25 protein-coding genes and 1 tRNA gene are annotated in these 23648 nt (G+C 64.4%); 3 read left to right on the top strand and 23 right to left on the bottom strand.

What is annotated here, in order from left to right:
- Positions 1-85: 85 nt before the first annotated feature.
- Positions 86-484 carry a hypothetical protein gene (locus tag E3T41_RS00740; protein WP_134471194.1) on the top strand — a complete coding sequence of 133 codons (399 nt, stop codon included), beginning with the start codon at positions 86-88 and terminating at the stop codon, positions 482-484.
- Positions 485-504: 20 nt separating this feature from the next.
- On the opposite strand, the gene E3T41_RS00735 is transcribed toward E3T41_RS00740, so the two are convergent.
- The 15 genes from E3T41_RS00735 to E3T41_RS17730 all read right to left on the bottom strand — a co-directional run bounded on the left by E3T41_RS00735 (position 505) and on the right by E3T41_RS17730 (position 10287).
- Positions 505-846, bottom strand: coding sequence for a TIGR02611 family protein (locus E3T41_RS00735; protein ID WP_092450762.1), 342 nt, complete (start codon positions 844-846; stop codon positions 505-507).
- Between the two features lie 47 nt (positions 847-893).
- Positions 894-1283, bottom strand: a complete 390-nt coding sequence (locus E3T41_RS00730) for a YchJ family protein (protein ID WP_092450764.1) — start codon at positions 1281-1283, stop codon at positions 894-896.
- A gap of 15 nt (positions 1284-1298) precedes the next feature.
- Positions 1299-1643: an Lsr2 family protein gene (locus E3T41_RS00725; RefSeq protein WP_104133120.1), complete on the bottom strand. Its 345-nt coding sequence runs from the start codon at positions 1641-1643 to the stop codon at positions 1299-1301.
- Positions 1644-1960: 317 nt separating this feature from the next.
- Positions 1961-2036: transfer RNA gene (locus E3T41_RS00720), tRNA-Ala, on the bottom strand.
- A 73-nt stretch (positions 2037-2109) separates the two neighbouring features.
- Positions 2110-2523 carry a ribosome silencing factor gene (rsfS, locus tag E3T41_RS00715; RefSeq protein WP_104133119.1) on the bottom strand — a complete coding sequence of 138 codons (414 nt, stop codon included), beginning with the start codon at positions 2521-2523 and terminating at the stop codon, positions 2110-2112.
- A gap of 124 nt (positions 2524-2647) precedes the next feature.
- Entirely contained in the window at positions 2648-3616 is a 969-nt protein-coding gene (locus tag E3T41_RS00710; RefSeq protein WP_134476779.1) for a hypothetical protein, read from the bottom strand.
- Complete coding sequence (nadD, locus tag E3T41_RS00705; protein ID WP_092450772.1) at positions 3613-4206, bottom strand: nicotinate-nucleotide adenylyltransferase; 594 nt, start codon at positions 4204-4206, stop codon at positions 3613-3615. The genes E3T41_RS00710 and nadD overlap by 4 nt, the downstream gene beginning before the upstream one ends.
- A 15-nt stretch (positions 4207-4221) precedes the next feature.
- Entirely contained in the window at positions 4222-4431 is a 210-nt protein-coding gene (locus tag E3T41_RS00700) for a hypothetical protein (RefSeq protein ID WP_092450774.1), read from the bottom strand.
- A gap of 121 nt (positions 4432-4552) precedes the next feature.
- A complete protein-coding gene (locus E3T41_RS00695; RefSeq protein ID WP_092450776.1) occupies positions 4553-5821 on the bottom strand; it encodes a glutamate-5-semialdehyde dehydrogenase in 1269 nt (422 codons plus the stop codon).
- A 47-nt stretch (positions 5822-5868) separates the two neighbouring features.
- On the bottom strand, positions 5869-6675 hold the full coding sequence (gene proB / locus E3T41_RS00690) for a glutamate 5-kinase (RefSeq protein ID WP_092450778.1): 807 nt from the start codon (positions 6673-6675) through the stop codon (positions 5869-5871).
- Positions 6676-6808: 133 nt separating this feature from the next.
- Positions 6809-7615 carry a glutamate 5-kinase gene (gene proB / locus E3T41_RS00685; protein ID WP_092450780.1) on the bottom strand — a complete coding sequence of 269 codons (807 nt, stop codon included), beginning with the start codon at positions 7613-7615 and terminating at the stop codon, positions 6809-6811.
- Positions 7612-9270, bottom strand: coding sequence for a GTPase ObgE (gene obgE / locus E3T41_RS00680; RefSeq protein WP_134476777.1), 1659 nt, complete (start codon positions 9268-9270; stop codon positions 7612-7614). Before obgE ends, proB (E3T41_RS00685) begins: the two co-directional genes overlap by 4 nt.
- 180 nt (positions 9271-9450) lie before the next feature.
- Positions 9451-9708, bottom strand: a complete 258-nt coding sequence (gene rpmA, locus E3T41_RS00675) for a 50S ribosomal protein L27 (protein WP_092450784.1) — start codon at positions 9706-9708, stop codon at positions 9451-9453.
- An 18-nt stretch (positions 9709-9726) separates the two neighbouring features.
- The gene (gene rplU, locus E3T41_RS00670) at positions 9727-10035 is read right to left on the bottom strand and encodes a 50S ribosomal protein L21 (RefSeq protein WP_092450786.1); all 309 of its coding nucleotides are present in this window, start codon (positions 10033-10035) and stop codon (positions 9727-9729) included.
- 108 nt (positions 10036-10143) lie between these two features.
- Positions 10144-10287: a hypothetical protein gene (locus tag E3T41_RS17730; RefSeq protein ID WP_158251689.1), complete on the bottom strand. Its 144-nt coding sequence runs from the start codon at positions 10285-10287 to the stop codon at positions 10144-10146.
- Between E3T41_RS17730 and E3T41_RS00665 the strand changes: the two genes are divergently transcribed.
- Complete coding sequence (locus E3T41_RS00665) at positions 10286-10558, top strand: DUF4031 domain-containing protein (RefSeq protein WP_092450788.1); 273 nt, start codon at positions 10286-10288, stop codon at positions 10556-10558. The genes E3T41_RS17730 and E3T41_RS00665 overlap by 2 nt on opposite strands.
- 23 nt (positions 10559-10581) lie before the next feature.
- Here E3T41_RS00665 and E3T41_RS00660 read toward each other — a convergent pair whose 3' ends face one another.
- The 4 genes from E3T41_RS00660 to E3T41_RS00645 are packed head-to-tail and all read right to left on the bottom strand — an operon-like array spanning position 10582 to position 16810.
- Complete coding sequence (locus E3T41_RS00660) at positions 10582-12054, bottom strand: hypothetical protein (protein ID WP_134476775.1); 1473 nt, start codon at positions 12052-12054, stop codon at positions 10582-10584.
- Positions 12044-12811 carry a TIGR03943 family protein gene (locus tag E3T41_RS00655; protein WP_092450792.1) on the bottom strand — a complete coding sequence of 256 codons (768 nt, stop codon included), beginning with the start codon at positions 12809-12811 and terminating at the stop codon, positions 12044-12046. Before E3T41_RS00655 ends, E3T41_RS00660 begins: the two co-directional genes overlap by 11 nt.
- Complete coding sequence (locus tag E3T41_RS00650) at positions 12801-13868, bottom strand: permease (RefSeq protein ID WP_134476773.1); 1068 nt, start codon at positions 13866-13868, stop codon at positions 12801-12803. The genes E3T41_RS00655 and E3T41_RS00650 overlap by 11 nt, the downstream gene beginning before the upstream one ends.
- Before the next feature lie 14 nt (positions 13869-13882).
- Positions 13883-16810 carry a ribonuclease E/G gene (locus tag E3T41_RS00645; RefSeq protein WP_134476771.1) on the bottom strand — a complete coding sequence of 976 codons (2928 nt, stop codon included), beginning with the start codon at positions 16808-16810 and terminating at the stop codon, positions 13883-13885.
- A gap of 318 nt (positions 16811-17128) precedes the next feature.
- Between E3T41_RS00645 and E3T41_RS00640 the strand changes: the two genes are divergently transcribed.
- The gene (locus E3T41_RS00640; protein WP_233195431.1) at positions 17129-17728 is read left to right on the top strand and encodes a vitamin K epoxide reductase family protein; all 600 of its coding nucleotides are present in this window, start codon (positions 17129-17131) and stop codon (positions 17726-17728) included.
- A gap of 54 nt (positions 17729-17782) precedes the next feature.
- Here the strand turns inward: E3T41_RS00640 and ndk are convergent, their stop codons facing one another.
- From ndk to ileS, 4 genes are all read right to left on the bottom strand, one after another.
- Positions 17783-18205 carry a nucleoside-diphosphate kinase gene (gene ndk / locus E3T41_RS00635; RefSeq protein ID WP_092450801.1) on the bottom strand — a complete coding sequence of 141 codons (423 nt, stop codon included), beginning with the start codon at positions 18203-18205 and terminating at the stop codon, positions 17783-17785.
- Positions 18202-18579, bottom strand: coding sequence for a DUF4233 domain-containing protein (locus tag E3T41_RS00630; RefSeq protein WP_158251688.1), 378 nt, complete (start codon positions 18577-18579; stop codon positions 18202-18204). Before E3T41_RS00630 ends, ndk begins: the two co-directional genes overlap by 4 nt.
- Positions 18576-19946: a folylpolyglutamate synthase/dihydrofolate synthase family protein gene (locus E3T41_RS00625; protein WP_092450988.1), complete on the bottom strand. Its 1371-nt coding sequence runs from the start codon at positions 19944-19946 to the stop codon at positions 18576-18578. Before E3T41_RS00625 ends, E3T41_RS00630 begins: the two co-directional genes overlap by 4 nt.
- 85 nt (positions 19947-20031) lie before the next feature.
- Positions 20032-23439, bottom strand: coding sequence for an isoleucine--tRNA ligase (gene ileS, locus E3T41_RS00620; RefSeq protein WP_241990989.1), 3408 nt, complete (start codon positions 23437-23439; stop codon positions 20032-20034).
- Between the last annotated feature and the right edge of the window lie 209 nt (positions 23440-23648).

Raw genomic sequence — 23648 nt, 5'->3', positions numbered from 1 at the left:
TGAACACGCTGAACACGCTGAACACGCTGAACACGCAAGAATGGAGTCAGGCGCCGTCGGCGGTGCCACAACGAATGGAGCCACCATGACGGAATCCCAGCTCATAACTTTCTGGGGCAAGGCACGCGCACACATTATCGTGTCCCAGGCCGCCCCGACGTTTCTGCTGACCGCTGTCGTCGGCTTTCTCGCACTCGGACTGGCAACCGCTGACCCGGCCGTACGCATCGCTGCGGCAGGCATCCTGCTCGCCTCGGGTATTTTTGGTGCCCTTGCACAGATAAGTGCCGCCAACGAGGGTCTCGCCGTCATCGCCGACCTGCGGGCCCTGGAAGCGCCCAGCGCGCTCACCCGGTGCATCATTGCCATGGCGCCGTGGGTGAATGTCGTGCGCTACGTCACCCCGGCAATTTTCGTCATCGTTTACGTCGCCATTCTGGCGTCACTGTTCTTCAGCGCTCCCGCCATGCCCTTCGGCCGCTGAAGCAGCCGCCCTGGCGAGGGTTACGCCGAGCTCGCAACGCGGCGAGCACGGCGTGCGCGCCACCAGGCCCAGGCACGAGTGACGATCCGTTTGAGGAACGCACCCACCCGTCGAGCCGAGGCGAACTCCGTTCCAAGCACGGCGAGGCCCAGAAAAACGATGAGCCAGCCCGGCCCAGGCAGGGGGATCAGAATGACTCCCACAAGAATGACGAGGGTGCCCAGCAGGGCAACCGCCAGGCGATAGGCGAAGAGCAGATAAGCATGCCCATCAACCCAGGCCCGTGCCCGGCCCAACGCGCGACGCACCGGATGCCGGGGATCGGTGCCGGTGGCGATATCGCGGGAGAGGGCGTTAGACATGGCATTCAATCTATGACGCATGGCTGGGAAGACGCCGCCGGGAGTGGTCAGCCCGCCGATTCGCCGTCGAGGTAATACCAACACCCCGTCACCTTCTGAAAGCGGCTAACTTCATGTTGCTGCCCGGGAATACCATCCTGGCGATAGTGAGCAGTGAATTCGACGACGCCGTCGCTATCGAGCATTCCCCCGCTCTCGGTCCGCAGAATGTCAAGGCGACGCCAGGTGAGGGACGGGTCTAATTCGAGCGAGCTCGGCTTAGTGAGCGGATGCCAGGTGTCCAGCAGATACTGCGCGTGACCGAGTGCAAAGGCGCTGTAACGCGACCGCATCAACCACTGGGCGGTGGAAGGAACGGCCGCGCCGGCGTGAAACCGACCGCAGCAGGCGGAATAGGTGTCTCCGCTCAGGCAGGGACACCGCACATCCTCGTGCATAAAGCAGAACCTGTCTTAGTTGGCCTGTGCTCGTGAATAGGCCTCACGAACGGTCGCCGCAATGCGCCCGCGGTCGGAAACCTGAATGCCATTGGCCGCAGCCCATGCCCGCACGGCTTGAAGCTCGGCACGATCCGACTTTGATCCGCTGGCGGCTCGCGCTTTCGCGGGAACATAGCCAACTCTGCGGGCAACGTCGGCGTAGGGCTTCAAGGCTGCACGAAACTCAGCGAGATTCTTTTCTGACAGATCGACCTCATAGGAGTCGCCCTCAAACGCGAAAGAAACGGATGCCCCCGAGCCATTCTCGATAACGGAACCGTCGAGGTCGTCTAACAATTGAACGGTGGTCTTCTTCATGCTGTATATCTCCAATTTATGAGGGATGCATTCGGGACGCATATATTGAATTCGTGCTTGTGGGATCAACCACTAAGAGATTATCGCTGCCCAAAACTTTTTCCGATACCCGCCACGCGGTATTTCTTTGGCAGCTTTGAACCTGGCAAGGATGCCACTCTTGCCCAGCCAGGTCGGGGAGTCGACTAACTCTGGCACTCGGCCGCAGAAACTCACGAAAAAAACTCGTCATGAAGATTGCAACACTTTTTAGCCGGCTCCAAAAATACCGGGAGAGGGCACAAAAAAGCCCCGACACTGTCGGGGCTTTTTTATTCTGGTGGATCCGAGGGGATTCGAACCCCTGACCCCCTGCATGCCATGCAGGTGCGCTACCAGCTGCGCCACGGACCCAGATTGTCGTTTCGAATCTCTCCGAAACAACTTTGTTAGCTTACAACACAGAATGTGATCTGCGAAACCGAAGCTACTCCGCGACCTCTTCCGTGTCGCCTTCCGCGTCAACTTCGGCTGCCACTTTGGCCGGAATCCCGGTCGGAATCACCGGGCAGTCCTTCCACAGGCGCTCCAGAGCGTAGTACTGGCGCTCTTCCTCGTGGAAGACGTGCACGACCAGGTCGCCGAAGTCAACGAGGACCCAGCGTCCGGCAGCGCGTCCTTCACGGCGGAGCGGCTTGTGGCCGGCCTCGATTAGCTTGTCTTCGATTTCACCGGCGATGGCAACGACGTTACGTTCGGAGCGTCCGGTGACGATGAAGAAAATATCAGCCAGGGGAAGCGGATTGGACACGTCAAGCGCAACCAGATCTTCCCCACCCTTCGAATCGGCGGCGGCAACGGCAATTTTGAGCAGCTCGAGGGCGTGCGGCGACGTGGTCATAACTGAATCCTTGAGATTGTGCCGCGGGACGTGAATGCGCACGCGGCGATGATGGGGGGAACGGAGGGAAACGAGTCACATCGACGCGTCGGAGAAAATTGTGGGATCGATCCGCGTAGCGGCACTAGAAAATGCCCAACAGGTAGCCAGTCACGAAGAGAGCGAGAACACTGACCGCAAGGATCGCCGTCGTGATGACCAGAACCATGGGAAGCGACGCTCGCTGCTTCTTTGGCGGCGTCAGCATGCCGCGAGTCGAGGCATGCGTACTCACTGCGCGACTGGCACTGACCGGTGCCGAGTCGCCGCCAAGCTGGTCAGCATCGAGCTGGTCCATCATGTGGTCCATCTCGGACGAATCAAACAGATTGGGATGCGCCCCGGTGGAGCCAAGACTGCGTGGCAGATCGAAAGATCCCGTGATTATGATCTCACCGGTGTTGGAGATCGGACTCACGCTGGGGCCCTGATGCGGAATCGACGGCAGAATGAGCGCATTCGTCGTCGTTGGGATGCCGCCGGCGCCGATTCCGCGATTGATCAGTTCATCCAGCGACTGTTCGGGCGCGTGCACCGGCGTTTGCTCGCCCGAATCAACGGACCAGTGACCGACGGGCGGAGTCCAACCGGCGGGCTCACTCCGCTCCGATTCGATCTGCTCCGATTCGATCTGCTCCGGTTCCATCAGCTCGGCCTCGATCAGCTCGGCCTCGGGAACCGCGGCCTCGCGCGCGACCGGCGCTGACACCGTCGGCACGGCATCCTCTTGCTCTGATTGATTTTGACGCGCCTGCAGGGCTCGCAGTTCGCGGCGGCTGAGGGCGTGCTCGACGGCGGGAACCGCAGACGGGGGTGTCGGGGTTTCCGCTGGTGCAGTGGATGCCGCCGACTCGGCCGGTTCGCTGGCTCGGTCGGGCGTGTGGTGGCGACTGGACCGCCGCGCGACTGGGGCACTCCCCGGGGCTGCCAGCGCAGCTGGGCGTAAGGCTGCGGGGGTCAGCGCGGGCACGTCAAGAACGGGAACGGGCTCCTGATGACGCGCAAGTTCACGCGCCTGACGTCGGCTGAGCGGCTGAGGCTCTCCCAACGTCATGCCACACTCCGATACAGATGATGCTTTGAGATGTACTGGACGACCCCATCGGGGACCAGATACCAGACCGGGAAACCCCGATTGACCCGTGCCCGGCAGTCAGTAGACGAAATGGACAGTGCCGGAACTTCCAACAAGCTTACGTCCTGGTTGGGTAAACCCGAAACGCTCAGCTCATGCCCCGGGCGACTCACAGCGACGAAATGGGCCAGCTGCCACAGCTCGCGCACGTCTTTCCACCCGAGAATCTGCGTGATGGCATCCGCTCCGGTGATGAAGAACAGTTCGGCGTCTGGTCGTTCCTCGTGCAGGTCCCGAAGCGTGTCGATCGTATATGTCGGCCCGACCCGGTCGATATCGACGCGGCTGGTGGTGAATCGGGGATTCGACGCGGTGGCAATGACCGTCATCAGGTAACGATGCTCCCCGCCGGTCACGCCGCTTTTTTGCCAAGGTTGCCCGGTGGGTACGAAGACGACTTCGTCCAGGTCGAAGCTCTGCGCCACTTCGCTCGCGGCGACGAGGTGTCCATGGTGGATGGGGTCGAAGGTACCGCCCATCACGCCGATGCGCGGACGACGAACTGTCACGTTATGATCAGGCTTCTAGTGGCCACCGGTGCTGGAGCCGTGTCCGCCGTGCGCTGCCGCGTAGGCGTCGGCCTTACCACTGTGACGGTTGGAGACATCGCGAAAGCTCCACAGCACGATGCCGAGGGCGAGGAACAACACGGCCGCGACCATCGGGTAGGCAATCAGGGGCAGCGGCAGGGCGATGTGCTCGACCTCGGTCAGCACAGCAGTCACAAAGGACATCGGTTCTCCATTCAGGCACAACGACCAGCACGCTGCTCGAGCTGTTCAAATCAAATTATGGGTGCGACGTTTCACGCCGCCGTACCCATTCTAGCGGCAGCCAGCAGTGACCTGGCTAAAGCTACGAGCGCACCTGTCCGGTGCCGCGCACGATCCACTTGGTGCTGGTCAGCTCGGGCAACCCCATCGGGCCGCGGGCATGCAGCTTCTGGGTGGAAATGCCCACCTCGGCGCCGAAACCGAACTCGCCGCCGTCGGTGAACCGAGTCGAGGTGTTGACCATGACCGAGGCCGAATCCACCTCGTTCAGGAACCGCTCCGCGTTCTGCAGGTCGTTGGTAATGATCGACTCGGTGTGCCCGGTCGAATAGCGACGGATGTGCGCAATCGCCTCGTCGAGAGAATCCACGATCGCGACCGAGAGGTCGAGGCTCATATATTCGGTGGCCCAGTCATCGTCGGTCGCCGGGACGGCGGACGGGTAGAGGGCGCGGGTGCGGGCATCCGCGTGAATCGTCACCCCGGAGGCTTCCAGCTTGGCCAGCACGTCGGGCAGAAGTCGTTCGGCGGCGCTGCGGTGCACGAGCAGGGTTTCGAGGGCGTTGCAGACGCTGGGCCGGTGCGTTTTGGAGTTGTGCACGATGTCGATCGCCCACTGCTTGGTGGCCGTTTCGTCGAGGAAGATGTGCACGACGCCGGCGCCGGTTTCAATGACGGGAACCTGGGACTCGGTCACGACGGTGCGAATGAGGTTGGCGCTGCCGCGCGGAATGAGCACATCGACGAAGCCGCGTGCCTTCATGAGTTCGGTCGCGCCGGCCCGGCCGAAGGGATCGATGGTCTGCACCGAGTCGGGGTTGAGCCCGGCCGCGGCGATGGCGGCCTGGACGAGATCGATGAGAACTCGGTTGCTGTTCTCGGCGGCGGACCCACCGCGCAGCACGACAGCGTTGCCGCTCTTAATGGCGAGGGCGGCGAGGTCGACGGTGACGTTGGGGCGGGCCTCATAGATGACGCCGATGACGCCGAACGGCACGCGCACCTGGCTGATCTTGATGCCGTTGGGCAGGCTGCTGCCGCGCACGACCTGGCCGACCGGGTCGGTCAATAGGGCGATCTGGTCGACGGAATCAGCGAGAGCCGTGAGACGCGCCTCGTCGAGCTTGAGCCGGTCGAGCAGCCCGGCGGTCAGGCCGTTGGTCGCCCCAGCATCGAGGTCGATCTGGTTCGCCGTGACGATAGCCGCGACGTTCTCCCGCAAAGACTGGGCGATCAGCTTGAGCGCCGTGTTCTTCACCTCTGTCGGTGCCGAAGCGAGCGACAGGGAAGCGGTGCGAGCGGCCTCAAGGGTGGGCGTGAGCTGGGCGACATCGTTCAGTGACTGCAACATGCCCGCCAGTTTACCGGAGGGCCTGCCGAGAGACTATTTAGACTTTCTCAGCGGATGCGCTGGGCCGACGGTGCCGGCGAGGGTTCAAACCAGGTTCCGACCGGTTCGCCGCGCAACGCTTCGGACACGAGTCCGGTCGCGGTGACGAGCACGGCGGTTCCGGCCTGCGCGGCGATCCGGGCGGCCGTGATCTTGGTGCTCGCTCCCCCGGTGCCCACCCCGTTGACCTTGGTCGCGCCAAATTCCATGCCGATCAGTGGATCGCCGGAAGCGACGTGGCTGATGCGCTCGGCGCCGGGCAGGTGCGGCGGGCAGGTGTAGAGCGCGTCGACGTCGCTGAGTAGCACCAGCAGGTCGGCGTCGATCAGGATGGCTACGAGGGCGGCGAGTCGATCGTTGTCACCGAATCGAATTTCGTGGGTCGCCACCGTGTCGTTTTCGTTCACGATCGGCAGGATCCGCAACGCCATCAGGCGCTCCATCGCCCGCTGGGCATTGCCGCGGTGGGTGGCGTTATCGAGATCGCTCGCGGTGAGCAGCACCTGCCCTGCGACGATGTCATAGCGGTCGAGGCTGTCCTGGTAGCGAAAGATCAACAAATTCTGACCAACGGATGCCGCGGCCTGCTGGGTCGCCAGGTCGGTGGGGCGCTCCTGCAGCTTCAGGTACGGCATGCCTATGGCGATCGCACCCGACGACACCAGGATAACCTCGGTGCCGCGGCCATGGGCTTCGGCGAGGGCATCAACGAGCGGTGCGATCTGCCCGGAATTCTCGCCGCTGATCGACGAGGAACCCACTTTGACGACGATGCGCGCCGCCGAACGAACAAGTTCCTGCGAGCGGGCCCTCACTCGGAAACCATGAATAGTGCACGTATCAACGGACTGCAACCGCACATGTAACTGGTCCTCCGGCGAGAATTACGGACGCAACGGAAGCGACCAGAGGCAGTTTAGCGCAGCCGGGTCGGGCTCCCGATCCGGCTCAGAGTAGGGCGCGACGCTCTTCGCTGGCCGTCGGCTCGAACCAGGTGCCGACGTGCTCGCCGCGCAGGGCTGCAGCGGCCAATTCGGTCGAGGTGACCAGAACGGCGGTTCCGGCCTTGGTCGCGAGGCGGGCCGCGACGACCTTCGTGCTCGCTCCCCCGGTACCGACCCCGGTCGCTCCACTAGAGCTGAACTCGAAACCGTCGAGCGGGTCATCCGCCGCGATGAAATCGAGCTTCTCGGCGCCGGGCAGGTGCGGCGGCTTGGTGTAGAGCGCGTCAACGTCGCTGAGCATGATGAGCAGGTCCGCGTGGATGAGCGTGGCAACGAGTGCGGCGAGACGGTCGTTGCTTCCAAAGCGCAGGCCGTACACGGCGACGGTGTCGTTCTCGTTGACGACGGGCAGGATGCGCAGGTCGAGCAGACGCTCGAGCGCGCGCCGGGTATTGCTGCGGTGCGGCTCCTTGAGGGCGTCGCCCTCGGTCAGCAGCACCGTGCCGGCGGCGATGCCGTACCGGTCCAGGCTCTCCTGGTATCGAAAGATGAGCACGTTCTGACCGACGGCGGCAGCCGCCTGCTGGGTGGCGACGTCACTCGGACGTTCTTCCAGGTTCAGGAATGGCATGCCGGTGGCAACCGCGCCGGAGGAGATGAGCACGACCTCGGTGCCGCGACCGTAAGACTCGGCCAGAGCGTCGACCAGTAGGGTGATCTGGTCGGAGTTGTCGCCGCTGATCGACGACGAGCCGACCTTCACGACGACCCGTTTCGCGCTCGCTACATTTTCTCTAGCTAGGCCACTCACTTCTGTACTTCTTCCGTTGTGTCGTTCTCGCTGTCGGCGTCGACGTTTGTTTCGACCTCGACCTCGACCTCGACCTCAGTGTCGACCGGGGCGACGCTGCCGTCCGCAGCCACCGTGACGTCGGCGAGGCGCACGTCCTCGTTGTATTCCTCTTCACCGGTCTGCCACATTCCGGCTTCGCGCTCACGAATGAGTTCGGCGCGGGCCGATGACTTGGCATCCATCCTGCCGAAGTACTCCTCGCGGCGTTCGTTACTGGTACGACGTTTGGGCTCGTCAAGGCGGGCGTCTGTTCCGCGGGGAGCCGTGATGAGTTCGGCGGTCGAGGTGAGCGTGGGCTCCCAGTCGAAGACGACACCATGGCCCGGGCCGATGATGACGGTCGAGCCGGCGATGGCACCCGACTTGTACAGTTCGTTCTCGATACCGAGTTTGGCGAGTCGGTCGGCGAGGAAGCCGACGGCCTCGTCGTTGGTGAAGTCGGTCTGCTGGATCCAGCGTTCCGGCTTGGTGCCGAGGATGCGGTAGATGTTGCCGAAGGTGCCACCCTCGACCTTGATGACGAAGCCACCCTCGTCGACGGCCTTGGGACGGATGATGATGCGCGGCTTCTTCGCTTCGGCTGCAGCTGCCTCGACGCGGCCCTGTTCGACGACCTCGGCGAGGGCATAGTTGAGCTGCTTGAGGCCCTCGTGGGTGACGGTGGAGATCTCGAAGACGCGGTAGCCGCGGGCTTCGAGGTCGGCCTTGACGAAGGCGGCAAGTTCGCGGCCTTCCGGTACGTCGATCTTGTTCAGGGCGATGAGCTGGGAGCGCTGCAGCAGCGGCTTCTGGCCCTCGGGCACCGGGTAGGCGTCCAGTTCGCCGAGGATGACGTCGAGGTCGCTGATCGGGTCACGGCCGGGCTCAAGGGTGGCACAGTCGAGCACGTGCAGCAGGGCGGTACAGCGCTCGACATGGCGCAGGAACTCCAGGCCGAGGCCCTTTCCCTCGCTCGCACCCTCGATCAGTCCGGGTACGTCGGCGATGGTATAGCGCGACTCGCCGGATTCGACGACGCCAAGGTTGGGGTGCAGCGTGGTGAACGGGTAGTCGGCAATCTTGGGCCGAGCCGCGCTCATGGCGGCGATGAGGCTGGATTTGCCGGCGGAGGGATATCCAACGAGCGCGACATCCGCTACCGTCTTGAGCTCAAGGTAAACGTCGCCTTCCCAGCCGAGCGTGCCGAGCAGGGCGAAGCCGGGGGCCTTGCGCTTGGTCGAAGCGAGGGCAGCGTTACCGAGCCCGCCCTGACCGCCGGGCGCGACGACGAGGCGCAGCCCGGGTTCATTCATATCGAGCAGCTCGTTGCCCTCGATGTCCTTGACGACGGTACCGATGGGCACCATGAGCTCACGCAGGTCGCCGTTGTGCCCGTTGCGGTGGTCACCCATGCCGGGGCCGCCATTGTCGGAGCTGCGGTGCGGTGAGCGGTGGTAGCCGAGCAGGGTGGTCGTGCTCGGATCGGCCACGAGCACGAGGTCTCCGCCGCCGCCACCGTTGCCGCCGTCGGGGCCGGCGAGGGGTTTGAACTTCTCGCGCTTGACCGAAACGCATCCGTTTCCTCCATTGCCCGCTCGTAAATGCAGCGTCACGTGGTCAACGAATGTGGCCATGGAGTGCCCCTTTCAGGTGGCGCAAGAAATGCTTCAAAACAAAGGTGCTATGAAACGTTGTGCGGTAAATCGGTGCTGCGGTAAATCGGTGCTGTGTTTGATCAACACCGCGGAGAAACACGTCAGGGCGGACCGAAGCCCGCCCTGACGATGTGCTGAAAAGCACCGTACTGTGAAAACCTACTCGGCTGCCACCACGATGTTGATGACCTTGCGGCCACCCTTGGCACCGAACTGCACGGAGCCGGCTGCCAGGGCGAAGAGCGTGTCGTCGCCACCACGGCCGACGTTGACGCCGGGGTGGAAGTGCGTGCCGCGCTGACGAACGATGATCTCGCCCGCGCCGACAACCTGACCACCGAAGCGCTTCACGCCGAGGCGCTGAGCGTTCGAGTCACGACCGTTGCGAGTGGAACTCGCACCTTTTTTATGTGCCATCTGTCTATCTCCTCAGGCCTAGGCGATGCCGGTAACCTGAACGCGAGTGAGCTCCTGACGGTGCCCCTGACGCTTCTTGTACCCGGTCTTGTTCTTGAACTTCTGGATGACGATCTTCGGACCGCGAAGGTTGTTCAAAACCTCAGCGGTGACCTTGATCTTGGCCAGCGACGCCCCGTCAGAGGTGATCTTGTCGCCGTCGACGAGAAGCACGGCGGCCAGCTCGACGTTGCCGTCCTTGTCAGCCTTGATTCGGTCCATCGTCACGATGGTACCGACCTCTACCTTCTCCTGCCGCCCTCCGGCGCGCACAACTGCGTAAACCACTTTACGTACCAATCTCTGGGGAGCCCAAGGCTCCGAATCTGAAAATTCACTAGTGTGAATTGACTGCTGTAATTGACTGCAGCGTACGAACCGGCTGGCTGCGCACACTCAGAAAACCTTGGCATTTGCGTTGATTTTGCCTAACGCACACCAAGGGTTGACTTTACCTGATTCGCTACCCGCGGTCAAACCAACGGCGCGGCGTGTCTGAACCACATCTGAAACACGGTGCGGCTCGTAGACTTCGATCATGGCAATACTTATCGACCAGCCTAGCTGGCCGGCGCACGGAACGGTGTGGGCACACCTCGTGAGCGACTTGAATCTTGACGAATTACACGCCTTCGCCGCTGCCGCCGGCCTTCCGCGGCGCGGATTCGACCTGGATCACTACGACGTGCCGGAAGCCAACTACCACGAGCTGGTGGCCGCCGGCGCTCTCCCGGTCACCTTTCGCGAGATGATCGTGCGGTTGCGCGCCAGTGGCCTGCGGGTGACCGCTCGAAAGCGCCGCGGGCTGTAGCCGGGGCGTTGGCCACCCGGCAACTACTGCCAGGTGGCGTCGAAACCGAGCACGCTGCGGCGCAGCTCACCGGTCGCCACGTTCACAAACAGGGTCGTCGCATCCGTCGCCTGGGCATTCTCCGGGTAGCCGTCGGAGAGTTCGCTGTCTCGATTGGGCACCACCTGCACCGCCAAGTACTGGTCGTTGGGTGAGATCTCGAAGCCGATGATGGTTTCCAAAGCGGATGCCGGCGCGTAGACCGTGCGCGCCTCACCCCCCGCAACGAGGGACAGGTACTGCCGCACGGCACCGGTCGCCGGATCAAACTCGGCCACCCTCTGCACGTACCGGTCGGTCTCCGTATCCCCGTCTCCCCCGGCCAGAAACTTGAGCTCGGCCGTGTACCGCGTGGTGCCTTCCACGCTCTGCGGCACAATCGCCGACTCAGTGCCCCGCGAGAGATCGAGCACGTATTGGCCATCGCGGTCGGAGACGGCGATGCGCACCCCGTCGGGGGCAAAGGCGGTGAGGTTGGCAAATTGGCCGAGCGGTACCGGCGGGTCGAGCTCTGGTTCGTTCTCGAGCGGGTTGCCGCCGGACTGGTCGATCGGGTTGATCAGCAGCATGGTCGAGTCGTATTGCTGCGCGACGATATCGGCACGATTCGCCATGAATCCCCAAGTAGTGACGCTGAGTGGGTCACCGTTCAGATCGGCCACCGGAGTGGACGCGTTGGTGCGCAGGTCGAGGATGAACAGCACATTGTCGTAGCGGGGGCCCGCGGCATTCGCTGCGCTGGTGAATCGAAAGCCGACCAGGGACTGGCCGGGAGCGGCCTGCAAGGCGTGCACGATGCCAACTCCGGGCAGGTTGAGCACCTCGGCGCTGCCGTCGGCGTCGACCCGGTAGAGCGCGTTGGCCAGGTCGTCGTTGACCGTAACGACGGCCAGCTCCGTGCCCATCGGCACGAACTCCTGAATATTCGCGGCGGCAAAGGCAACGCTTGTTTCAGTCGAACCGACCGTGGTGCGAAGGATCCGGTCGAGGGCCCGCGCGTCGGCACCGACCGAAGGGGCGGCCCGGCTGAGGTAGTACAACGACGGTTCGGAGGTGCTGAACTCCGTACTGAAGGACGACTGGCGGTCAACGGCTGCCCCAGTAACACCCCGCACGGAGACGGCGTAGTCGGTGTTGTAGGCGAGCGGCTGGGGAAAGGAGATCACGACGGAGTTACCGCTCGTCGTCACCTGGAAGTCCGTGGCGGGCGCGATATCCACCTGGTCCGGCGTGACCTCGACGAGCTGACGATTGGTCGCGATAACCAGGCGCTGGTTGGCGGCGGAAACCACAGCGGTCGTGTCGACGTCGACGGAGGTGAGCCGGGGACCACTAATCAGGTTCACGGCGACAAGGGCGAAACAGGCCACGACCAGACCGCCAACGAGCAGCCAGAGTGCGCGACGAAACGGACGCAGTGCTGACTGCTGCTGCTGCGTAGCCTGCTCAATAGACATAGGGATCATTCGGCTGATCGACGGGAAGAATTTCGACCGGGGTAATCGCGAGCGGGTCGCTCGCCGCTGCGCTCGCGCTCACCTCGAACCGACCGGTGACCTGCACCCAGTCATCGACCTCGTACTCGGCCTGCCAGCCGGGCAGATAGACCGGGACGCCAATTGGCTGGGCGTCGACGGCGCAGCACGTCACGACGAACCGGGCGACGTAGAACACGTTCTCCGGGTCACCGGCATCGGGGGTCACAAACCCGGTGACCTGCGCGGTCTTATCGGAGTAAAAGGCTGGGTCGGAGGATTGCGCGAGCAGGGAGACCCATTCCCGTACGCTCAGCTTCTCGAAATCACCCGTGCCGATGAGTGCAGCCGCCTGCTCGGCATCCTCGTCGGTGCCGAGTCCGCCGGAGTTTACCTCGCGCTGGGTAGCGGTCGCGCTCGTCAGTGTGGTCGGCGGCAACACGACAATGGCGACACCCATGACGAGCAGCAGCACGACCCCCACACCGGTCAGGGTCGTTTCCACCCAGCCGGTACGTTCCACCGCGAAGTGGCGGCGGCGCGCGAAACCGGCGCTCACCAGCACGAGCCCGACGACCGCCATGGCGATCGTGAAGACGAAGTAGCGCGGGTGGATATACAGCCCGAGCTGACCGCTCAGGCCGAGCCACAGGGTCGCCACGACGACGACGAGGCTGAGCAAAACTCCCTGCCAGCGCTCAGCCCAGTAGCGGAGCGCCGAACCGTTCCTACGCAACATAGTTCACCAGCAATCCGAGCGCCGCGCTCATCAACCCCACCACCACTGTGATGTGCAGGAGCGTGCGACTCGTGAAAGTCGTGCGCATAAGGGCGAGCATCTTGACGTCGATCAGGGCGCCGAACACGAGGAACGCCACGATACCGCCGGGAAGAAAAGTGCTACCAAAGGACAGTACGAAGAAGGCATCGACGTTGGAACAGACCGCCACGATGAAGGCCAGGGCCATCATGGCCAGCACGGACCAGACCGGGTTGCTGCCGAGGGCCAGCAGCACCGAGCGCGGCACGAACACCTGGGTGAGGGCGGCCACGGCCGATCCGATGAACAGGGCCGGCATGATGACCGAAGTCTCGCGAATGAAAATCTCGGTGGTGCGGCTGAACCGGCTCTCACGGCCGCGCTCATGATCGTGGCCTGCACCGCCGTGGCCGCTGGTCGAACCAACCGCGCAGGCGGCAGCGAACCTCGTCGTCAGCAGGCTTTGGGGGTCTGGGTGCTTGCTGAACAGCCAGCCGACGACGTTAGCGATCAGAAACCCGCCGAGCAGCCGGGCGACCAGGATGTGGCCGTCCCAGCCGAAGGCCTGGTGCGTGGTGATGATGGTGATCGGATTCAAAATAGGCGCGGCGAGCAGAAATGTGATCGATTCGGAGACAGTGAAGCCTCCCACCATGAATCCGCGCGCGAGCGGAACGTTGCCGCACTCGCAGACCGGAAAGAACATGCCGAGGAGAGAAATGGATGCCCGCCGCAAAATCGGATTGCGCGGCAGGTGCCGGGCCAGCACGCCGTGCGGCAGCCAGACCTGCACGACCGCGGACAGCAGAATGCCCAGAAAAACGAAGGGCACCGACTCGATGATGACGCTAATGGCGAGAGTGAGGGTGTCCTGTACCCGGTCGGGCAGCTGCCAGTCGGTGAGCTGCTCGTCGACGAAGGCCGGCGACAGGGCCCGCACGACGAAAACGGCGAGCACCACCAACACCCCTGCGGTGAGGCCGAGAGGCCATCGCCGCAGGAGCGGAAGCCGCCCGCCGATTACGTCGTCGCCCAACTCGCTGCTCGCGCCTACTCGCCGTGCGGCGGCTGGCTGGTGGCAGAGGCGGCGGACGCGACCGGAACCGTTCCGGTCGCGGTCAGAATGGCCTGGCCGGCGGCACCACCAGCGGTTGTGACGCGACGGCTGCGCGCGCGTCCCTGACCGGGCAGTTTCGGTTCTGGCAGGGAATCGAGCACGGAGTCCAACAGCTGGTCGGTGACCTGCTTGCTGGGGCGCCGCGTATTGCGGGTGGACTTCTGAACCGGGATGTCAAGAATTTCGACGGATTCCGACTGCTCGGGCGCGGGTGACTGCACGGCCGGCGCACCGGCTGCCAGGTTGCTGCGACCGCCACGGGTGCGGGGTGCTGCTTCCGTGGCGACCGACTCGACTGCCGGCTCGACTGTTGCCGCGGGTGCTGTCTCAGCGGCCGGGGCAGCGGATGCCGCTGGCTCGGCCGGCACGGTGTTCGCCGGTGCAGTGCTGGCCTGAGCGGTGCTGGCCTGAACGGTGCTGGCCTGAACGGTGCTGGCCTGAGCGGTGCTGGCCTGCTCCGCCTGGCGGGCGCGGGCCTGTTCGGATCGCGACTGCTGGCCGCGCCCACCCTGGCCGCGCGAGCGCGACTGGCGACCACGCGAACGCTCGGTGCCCGTCGTCGGGTCGCCCGGTTCCGTGCTGACTGGCTCGGCTGTCGACTGATCCGCTGCTTCCGGTTGGACTCCGGCCTGCGCGGTACCGGCCTGCGCGGTACCGGCCTGCGAGACCGCAGGTGCCGGAGCATCCGGTGCGGTCACGATGGCGATGGAACCGGTGCGGGTGATGGTGCGGGCGGCGATCAATGCGAGGGCATGCTTGGCGTCTTCGGTTATGCCGTGCGTGCCCGCCCCGCTCTTGGGAGCGTCGGACGACGAGTTGGAACCCGCGTGCTGGTCGCGGTTGGAGCCGTCACGCTGGCCGGAGTTGTGCGCGTTGTCACCGTTGCTCGTGCCCCCGTTGCTTCCGCTCTTGGTGCGCGGGCGTCGTTCCTGCGGCGGCTGCGCCGTCTGGCGGTGCTTGATGACCGGGTCGTGGTGCACGATGATGCCGCGGCCAGCGCAGGCCTCACAGTTCTCGCTGAACGATTCGAGCAGCCCGAGGCCCAGCTTCTTGCGGGTCATCTGCACGAGTCCGAGCGAGGTGACCTCGGCCACCTGGTGCTTGGTGCGATCCCGGCTGAGGCATTCGATCAAGCGACGCGACACGAGGTCGCGGTTGCTTTCGAGCACCATGTCGATGAAGTCGACGACGATGATGCCGCCGATGTCGCGCAGGCGCAGCTGGCGCACAATCTCTTCGGCCGCTTCGAGGTTGTTCTTGGTGACGGTCTCTTCGAGGTTGCCGCCGCTGCCGACGAACTTGCCGGTGTTGACGTCAACGACGGTCATGGCTTCGGTGCGGTCGATCACGAGGGATCCACCGGACGGCAGCCAGACCTTGCGGTCGAGGGCCTTTTCGATCTGCTCCGAGATGCGGTACTCGTCGAAGGCGTCGACCTCGCCCTCGTGGGTTTCCACGCGCTCGAGCAGGTCGGGGGCGACTTGACTGAGGTAGTTCTCAATCGTCGAGCGCACGTCGGGGCCGGCCACGACCATCCGCTGGAAATCTTCGTTGAAGACGTCACGCACGATCTTGACCAACAGGTCGGGCTCGCTGTGCAGCTCGGCGGGCGCCTGCGCCGACTCGACCTGCTCTGCTATGTTCGCCCACTGCAGGCGCAGCCGGTTGACGTCGACGGTGAGCTGCTCGTCGGTGGCGCCCTCGGCGGCGGTGCGCACGATGACGCCGACGTTGTCGGGCAGAACCTCCTTGAGGATCTTCTTCAGGCGGGCCCGCTCGGTGTCGGGAAGCTTACGGCTGATGCCGTTCATCGACCCGTTGGGCACGTAGACCAGGTAGCGGCCGGGTAGCGAAACTTGGCTGGTGAGGCGGGCACCCTTGTGGCCGATCGGGTCTTTGGTGACCTGCACGAGCACCTTGTCGCCGGGCTTGAGCGCGAGCTCGATGCGGCGGGCCTGGTTGCTGGTGCCGGAGTTCTCGGCGGCGGCGTCCCAGTCGACTTCACCGGAGTAGAGCACGGCGTTGCGGCCGCGTCCGATGTCGACGAAGGCGGCTTCCATGCTGGGGAGCACGTTCTGCACCCGGCCGAGGTAAACGTTGCCGATGAGCGAGGCGTCCTGGTTCTTGGCGACGTAGTGCTCGACCAGCACGCCGTCCTCGAGCACGCCAATCTGGATCTTGTTGTGCTTGGCGCGCACGACCATGAGGCGGTCGACGGACTCACGACGGGCGAGGAACTCGGCCTCCGTGATCACCGGGCGACGACGTCCGGCATCGCGGCCGTCGCGACGACGCTGCTTCTTCGCTTCGAGCCGGGTCGAGCCCTTGATGCGCTGGGGTTCGGTGATGAGTTCGGGTTCGCGCGGCGCGCGCACCTTGACCACGGTGTTGGCGGGGTCGTCGGTACCCGAACGGTTCTCGTCGCCGGTGCGACGACGGGCCCGACGACGAACCGTCGTGGACTCTTCTTCCTCGTCGTCATCCAGCTCGTGCAGTCCCTGCTGCGATTGCTGCTGCGACGAGCGGATGCCGGTGCGCGCCGGCAACGGCAGAATCTCCGGCGCCTGAAACAACAGGGAGAACGACGGGCGAACCTGGGCCTGGGCCTGACCGTCCTTCTGGTCGTCCGTCGTCTTGGCGCGCTCTGGCGTGGAGTCGGTCATCTGCTGCGCTCCGGTGACGTTGTTGTACTCGGCGATGGTCACCTTGTTAATCGGAGGCTCCGGCGGCATTGCGGGCGCTTCGATGGCGGGCGCTTCGGCTGCTGGCGCAACGGTCGGCACAGTGACCGGCGTCTTCCGGGTTGACTTGCGAGTGCCGAACAGGCTCTTGCGTTTTTTGTTTTCGTTGTCTTCCACCATCGCTGGTGCGCTCCTTGACCGCTGTGAATGACCGCGCCATCCACCGGTTACTCTCTCGTGCGAGGTCTCCACCTGCGTGAAATCCCCGCGAATCTTTTACTGCTGCACCCGGCTTTGACCCCCGGTGTAAATTCGGGGACCTGTGCTCTGGCTGCTAATACTGCGGGTCGTGGGACCCTTCTACTGGGCGACTTTTGCCCATTAAGCTCTGTACTCGTTAAGCACTGTGGCGTCTGCTTGAGCGCGGCTCAACGACTACCAACGATTATCGCATGCAATCGCACTAAGCCACGCCGTGCGGGTGGCATAATCACAAGAGTGCCGCAGACAGAGCGTTATCACCGTCCAACGGGGCTGGCCTTTTTCCTGATCATCGCCGGAATCATCGCGTTTGCCGCCGCATTCGCCCTCACGCTGGACAAGATCCACCTGCTGGAGGATCCCAATGCGCAGCTCAGCTGCAGCTTCAGTGTGTTGATTGGCTGCGCGACGAATCTGTCCTCGCCACAGGGCGCCGTTTTCGGTTTTCCGAACCCGCTGATCGGGCTCGCCGCCTGGAGCGTCGTGATCACGATCGGCATGGCCATTCTGGCCGGCGCCCGGTTTGCGCGCTGGTTCTGGGTCGGCTTCAACGTCGGTGTGCTCGGTGCGATCGTGTTTGTGATCTGGCTGATCGGGCAGAGCATCTTCGTGCTCGATGTGTTGTGCCCCTGGTGCATGGCCACCTGGGCGGTGACCATTCCGGTCTTTTTAGCCGTGACGCTGTACAACTTCAAGGTCGGCAATCTGCCGGGTGGGGCATCCGTTCGCCGCGCGGCTGCTGGGGCTTATTCGTGGATGTTCGTCATCACGATCGTCTGCTACATCGTGTTCTTCATCGTTGCCCAGGTCAATATGGACGTGCTGAACCGCCTGTAACGATAACCAGAAAAGGCCCCCGTCTTCTCGAGACGGGGTCCTTTTAGATGGTGCCTAGTCGAACCAGAGCGCGAGTTCACGCGCGGCGGATTCGGGCGAATCGGAGCCGTGCACGAGGTTCTGCTGCACCTTGGAACCCCAGTCGCGGCCAAGGTCACCACGGATGGTGCCCGGAGCGGCGGTCGTGGGGTCTGTGGTTCCGGCCAGGGCGCGAAAGCCTTCGATGACCCGATTGCCGGCAACGCGGAACGCGACGATGGGGCCGCTCTCCATGAATTCGACGAGGGGCTCGTAGAAGGGCTTGCCCGCGTGCTCGGCGTAGTGCGCGGCGAGCAGTGAGCGGTCGGGTTCGACGAGCTTCACGTCGACCAGGGAGTACCCCTTGGCCTCGATGCGCCGCAAAATTTCGCCGGTCAGGTTGCGGGCAACGCCGTCGGGCTTGACCAAAACGAGGGTTTCTTCAATCGGGGTGTTCATTCAATCTCCTTGTGTTGATCTGGATGCGTGTGATCTATTCGGGAGCCGGTGACCATGCAGTAGGTCCACATGGCGGCAAACAGGGCGCCGACAAAAAACATGGCCGGGGTGACGAACCCGGTGGCGATAATGATCGCCTGCAGCGCCCAGCCGATCGGGTACGACCAGCGGTAGCGGAGCAGTGGGATCAGGGCGACCATGGCCGCACAGAGCAGCACGCCGCCGATGATCACGCCGAGCGGTGCGACCGGGCCGGGCTCGGTCGCCACGGACACCAGCCCCAGGGTGACGACGCCGCCCAGAAAGACGACGATGGTCTCGAAACCGAGCAGAATCGTCGCGAGCGACCGCTTGACCGAGCGCGGACCGCTCACTTCTCCATCCACTCACCGGCGGCGGCGAGGATGATCGCGTCGCCGACTAGCACGATCGATCCGGTGACGAGCACAGCACGCTTGGGCGCCTCGGCGGCCCATTCACGGGCGCTCTCCAGGGCACCGGCCAGGTCATCGAAGCGGAAGGTGATCTGGTCGCTGGTCCACTCGGCAATGTTGTCGGCGAGGTCGTCCATGCGCACAGCCCGCTCCGAGTGCGGCTCGGTCACGTAGAAGCGGTCGACCTGCGGCGCGAGCGCAGCGATGATTCCCTGCGCGTCTTTCTCGGCCAGAATTCCCACGACCACGGCGATTTCGTCGAAGTCGAAGTACGCCTCGAGGGCTGTTGCGAGGGCTGTGGCACCGTGCGGGTTGTGCGCGGCGTCCACGAGCACGGCCGGTTCGATTCCGACAAGCTGCAAGCGGCCGGGAGACGTCGCCGTCGCGAGGCCCTCGGCGAGGAGATCGCTGGCGAGGGCCTGGCTGCCGGCGCCGAGAAACGATTCGACGGCGGCAATGGCCACGGTGGCATTCTGCGCCTGGTGGGTGCCGTAGAGCGGCAGGAAAAGTTCGCTGTAGGTGCCGGCCAGGCCGCGCACCGAGATGACCTGCCCGCCGACGGCGACGGTGCTCGAGAGCAGTTCGAAGCCCTCATTCTCGAGGGCCAGCGTTGACTCGGTCAGTTGCGCTGCGCGATTAAGTTCGGCCTGCACCTCAGCGCTCTGCGCCGCCGAGACCACGGATGCCGCCGGCTTGATGATTCCGCTCTTGGTGCGGGCAATCTCGGCGACGGTATTGCCCAGGCGCAGCGTGTGATCGAGGGCGATCGGGGTGAAGACGGCGACCTGGCCGTCGGCGACGTTGGTGGAATCCCACTCGCCGCCCATGCCGACCTCGATCACGGCGACATCCACCGGCGCGTCAGCGAAGCAGGCGAATGCCAGCACGGTGAGCGCCTCGAAGAAGGTCAGCGGCGCTTCGCCGGCGGCTTCAAGCTCGCCGTCGACCAGCTGCAGGTAAGGCTGGATGTCGGTCCAGTTCGCGGCGAGGATCTGGTCGCTGATCGGTTCGCCATCGATGACGATGCGCTCGTTCAGCCGGACCAGGTGCGGACTGGTCAGCAGGCCGGTGCGCAGACCGTAGGCGCGCACGATGCTCTCGACCATACGACTCGTGCTGGTCTTGCCGTTAGTGCCGGCGATGTGAATGATCGGATACGACGTCTGCGGGTCGCCGAGGAATTCCAGCGCCCGACGCGTCGGTGCGAGACGCGGTTGCGGCTGGGCCTCGCCCACCCGCAGCAGCAGGGCGGCGAAGACGGCGTCGCCGGCTTCACGAAAAGCATTGAGCGGAGCCGGCTGGTTCATCGGCTCCTCATCGTCACCGCGACCGGTGATGCTCTTCCAGCCGGCAGTGTCGTCGTCGGGAGTGCCCTCAGCAGGGGCGTTGGTGTCAGACAAGGATGGCTCCATTCACGCGTGCGACGGCAACAATGACGGCGCCCAAATTGACATAGTGGTCGGCTTCAAAGCGCACGTAGTGTTCGACCGGCGCGCCGACGCGCGCTTCGAGCCACTCGGACGGCAGGTCGGCGGAGAATTCGCCCTGCGACGGGCGATGGGTGCTGAACGTCGTGGCGAGGGTTTCGTCCGCGACGTTCACCCCGAGGGCCAGGTCGAAGGAGTCGGCATCCGCTTCATTCTGAAACAGCAGATCGAGACGGATGCGGTCGCTCACCTGAAAACCGGCCGATTTGCGGGTGTCCTGCACGGCGCGAATGAGGTCGCGGGCAAAGCCCTCGGCCTCGAGTTCGGGCGTGGTGCTGGTGGCGAGCAGGGCGAACCCGCCGCCGGGCAATAACGCCAGCGCGGTGCTGCCGTCACCCGCCTCGTTGTTCGCTTCGAGGGTCAGTTCGAATTCCCTCGGCTCGAGGGCGATGCCGCCGGCCGTCACGATGCCGTCGGTCTCACTCCAGTCGCCGGCGCGAGCGGCCTTGATCACCTGCTGCACCTGCTTGCCGAGGCGGGGACCGGCGGCGCGGGCGTTGACTACGAGTTTGCTGGTGACGCCGTACGCGGCGGCACTGTCATCTTCGAGCTCGATCAGGGTGACCGTTTTCACGTTGAGTTCGTCGCGGAGGATGCCGACGAACGCAGCGAGAGCGGACGTGTTTCCGGTGACGACGGTGAGGTTGGTTAGCGGCAGACGCACGCGCAGGCCGGCCTGTTTGCGCAGCGACAGCACGGTGCTACTGATCAGGCGCACCTGGTCCATCGCGGTGACGAGTTCTTCGTCGGCAGGGAACAGGGCGGCATCGGGCCAGTCTTCGAGGTGCACGCTGCGGCCGCCGGTCAGGCCCTGCCAGATGCGTTCGGTGACGAGCGGCAGCAGCGGAGCCGTGACCCGGCAGACGGTTTCCAGCACGGTGTAAAGGGTGTCGAAGGCTTCGTGCGAGGTGGCACCGGCAGCGGCGCCGCCCCAGAACCGGTCGCGGGACCGGCGTACGTACCAGTTGGTGAGCACGTCGGCGAAGTCGCGCAGGCGGGCGGCGGCGACCGTGCTGTCGAGGGCTTCGAGGTCGCTCGTGACGCCGACGATGAGGTCGCGGGTCTTGGCGAGCAGGTAGCGGTCGAGCACGTCGGTCGAGTCGGTACGCCAGGTGGCGTCGTAGCCGGCGGTGTCAGTGGACGCAGACGCGTTGGCGTAGAGGGAGAAGAAGTACCAGGTGCTCCACAGCGGCAGCATGACCTGGCGGGTACCCTCACGAATTCCCTCCTCGGTGACGACGAGGTTGCCGCCGCGCAGCACCGGTGAGCTCATCAGGAACCAGCGCATGGCGTCGGCGCCATCGCGGTCGAAGACCTCGTTGACGTCGGGGTAGTTGCGCAGCGACTTGCTCATCTTCTGGCCATCGTTGCCGAGCACGATGCCGTGACTGACCACGTTCTTGAACGCCGGCCGGTCGAACAGGGCGGTGGAGAGCACGTGCAGCAGGTAGAACCAGCCGCGGGTCTGCCCGATATACTCCACGATGAAGTCGGCCGGGTTGTGCGCTTCAAACCATTCCCGGTTCTCGAACGGGTAGTGCACCTGGGCGAACGGCATGGAGCCCGAGTCGAACCAGACGTCGAGCACGTCCGTGATGCGGCGCATGGTGGACTGGCCGGTGGGATCGTCGGGGTTCGGTCGGGTGAGTTCGTCGATATACGGGCGGTGCAGGTCGGTCGGGCGCACCCCGAAATCGGCTTCCAACTCGTCAAGCGAGCCGTAGACATCCGTTCTGGGGTAATCGGGGTTGTCGCTTTTCCAGACCGGAATCGGGGAACCCCAGTAGCGGTTGCGGCTGATCGACCAGTCGCGGGCGTTGCCGATCCACTTGCCGAACTGGCCGTCTTTGACGTTCTCCGGAACCCAGTTCACCTCTTGGTTGAGCTCGACCATGCGCGGGCGAAAGTCGGTGACGCGCACGAACCAGCTCGACACGGCCTTATAGATGAGCGGGTTGCGGCAGCGCCAGCAGTGCGGGTAAGAGTGCTCGTAGCTGGCCTGGCGCAACAGCCGGCCGTTGGCCTTGAGCAGCGCGGTGAGCGGCTTGTTGGCGTCGCTCCAGAGCTGGCCGGCCACCTCGGAAATGTCGCTGAGAAACTTTCCCCCGTCGTCGAGGGAGAGAATGACCGGGATTCCGGCGGCCTCGCAGACCTTCTGGTCCTCCTCGCCGTAGGCGGGAGCCTGATGCACGATGCCGGTACCGTCGCTCGTGGTGACGTAGTCGGCGACGACGAAACGCCAGGCCTGCTCGGTGCCCCAGACTGCGGTGTCGGCGTAGTAGTCGAACAGGCGGTCATAGCCGACACCGGCGAGCTCGGTCCCGGTAACAGTGCGCGAAACGGATGCGACGGCGTCCGCCGCCGACTCATAGCCCAGGTCCTTGGCATAGTTGCCGACCAGGTCGATGGCGATCAGGTATTCGGCGCCGAGTACTTCTGCCGTGGCATCGGCGGCCTCCCGCAGCACCTCGGCGTCCGGCGTGCCGTTCGGGCCGGCCGGAACGATGGCATAGGTGATGTCGGGGCCGACGGCGAGGGCCATGTTGGACGGCAGGGTCCACGGGGTGGTGGTCCAGGCCAGGGCACGCACCGCGGTCAGGCCGAGGGCTTCGGCCTTCGTGCCGATCAGCGGGAACGTGACCGTGACGGTCTGGTCCTGGCGCATCTTGTAGACGTCGTCGTCCATACGCAGCTCGTGGTTGGAGAGCGGGGTCTCGTCTCGCCAGCAGTAGGGCAGCACCCGGTAACCCTCGTAGGCGAGGCCCTTGGTGTGCAGCTGCTTGAAGGCCCAGATCACCGATTCCATGAAGGTGATGTCGAGGGTCTTATAGTCGTTCTCGAAGTCGACCCAGCGGGCCTGCCGGGTGACGTACTCTTCCCAGTCCTTGGTGTATTCGAGCACCGACTCGCGGGCGACGGCGTTGAAGGCAGCGAGGCCCATCTCTTCGATCTGGCTCTTGTCGGTAATGCCGAGCTTACGTTCAGCCTCGAGCTCAGCCGGCAGACCGTGGGTGTCCCAGCCGAAGCGGCGGTGTACTTGCTTTCCGCGCATGGTCTGAAACCGGGGGAACAGGTCTTTGGCGTATCCGGTGAGCAGGTGCCCGTAGTGCGGCAGCCCGTTGGCGAACGGCGGGCCGTCATAAAAGGTCCACTCTTCGGCGCCGGCGCGTGCGTCGATCGAGGCCTGGAAGGTGTCGTCGTTCTTCCAAAATTCCAGCACCTCGCTCTCGAGCGCGGGAAAGTTCGGTGACGGAACGATGGCCTCGGCGGGCGTGCCGTGGGGGGTCGTGTTGCGGCTCTTGGGGTACAAAATGCTTCTCCTACCGGGACGGGTCACTGGGGCCCTGCTCCACGAGGACGAACGATTCTGTAGAAATCGCCGCGGTACCACCTCGCTTGCCGCCCAAAACCGCCGGGCGACCGCTTGTTCACAGGCTGTAACGGGCCCGACTCGTTCGGTTCTACTGAGCTGTCCACCCGAAGGTGGGCATCCGTTCTTCCGAAGACTTCCCGGTGATGGCC

The sequence above is a fragment of the Cryobacterium sp. Hh38 genome, assembly GCF_004403235.1.
Classification (GTDB): domain Bacteria; phylum Actinomycetota; class Actinomycetes; order Actinomycetales; family Microbacteriaceae; genus Cryobacterium; species Cryobacterium levicorallinum.
The sequence above is the reverse complement of the archived record's forward strand: the minus strand, read 5'-3'. Positions and strand labels throughout refer to the sequence as shown.

Coding starts and splice junctions, on each gene's coding strand:
- E3T41_RS00740 (WP_134471194.1), top strand. CDS start 86: ATGACGGAATCCCAGCTCATAACTTTCTGGGGCAAGGCACGCGCACAC.
- E3T41_RS00735 (WP_092450762.1), bottom strand. CDS start 846: ATGTCTAACGCCCTCTCCCGCGATATCGCCACCGGCACCGATCCCCGG.
- E3T41_RS00730 (WP_092450764.1), bottom strand. CDS start 1,283: ATGCACGAGGATGTGCGGTGTCCCTGCCTGAGCGGAGACACCTATTCC.
- E3T41_RS00725 (WP_104133120.1), bottom strand. CDS start 1,643: ATGAAGAAGACCACCGTTCAATTGTTAGACGACCTCGACGGTTCCGTT.
- rsfS (WP_104133119.1), bottom strand. CDS start 2,523: ATGACCACGTCGCCGCACGCCCTCGAGCTGCTCAAAATTGCCGTTGCC.
- E3T41_RS00710 (WP_134476779.1), bottom strand. CDS start 3,616: ATGACGTTGGGAGAGCCTCAGCCGCTCAGCCGACGTCAGGCGCGTGAA.
- E3T41_RS00700 (WP_092450774.1), bottom strand. CDS start 4,431: ATGTCCTTTGTGACTGCTGTGCTGACCGAGGTCGAGCACATCGCCCTG.
- E3T41_RS00695 (WP_092450776.1), bottom strand. CDS start 5,821: ATGTTGCAGTCACTGAACGATGTCGCCCAGCTCACGCCCACCCTTGAG.
- obgE (WP_134476777.1), bottom strand. CDS start 9,270: ATGGCCACATTCGTTGACCACGTGACGCTGCATTTACGAGCGGGCAAT.
- rpmA (WP_092450784.1), bottom strand. CDS start 9,708: ATGGCACATAAAAAAGGTGCGAGTTCCACTCGCAACGGTCGTGACTCG.
- E3T41_RS00665 (WP_092450788.1), top strand. CDS start 10,286: ATGGCAATACTTATCGACCAGCCTAGCTGGCCGGCGCACGGAACGGTG.
- E3T41_RS17730 (WP_158251689.1), bottom strand. CDS start 10,287: ATGATCGAAGTCTACGAGCCGCACCGTGTTTCAGATGTGGTTCAGACA.
- E3T41_RS00660 (WP_134476775.1), bottom strand. CDS start 12,054: ATGTCTATTGAGCAGGCTACGCAGCAGCAGCAGTCAGCACTGCGTCCG.
- E3T41_RS00655 (WP_092450792.1), bottom strand. CDS start 12,811: ATGTTGCGTAGGAACGGTTCGGCGCTCCGCTACTGGGCTGAGCGCTGG.
- E3T41_RS00645 (WP_134476771.1), bottom strand. CDS start 16,810: ATGGTGGAAGACAACGAAAACAAAAAACGCAAGAGCCTGTTCGGCACT.
- ndk (WP_092450801.1), bottom strand. CDS start 18,205: ATGAACACCCCGATTGAAGAAACCCTCGTTTTGGTCAAGCCCGACGGC.
- E3T41_RS00625 (WP_092450988.1), bottom strand. CDS start 19,946: ATGAACCAGCCGGCTCCGCTCAATGCTTTTCGTGAAGCCGGCGACGCC.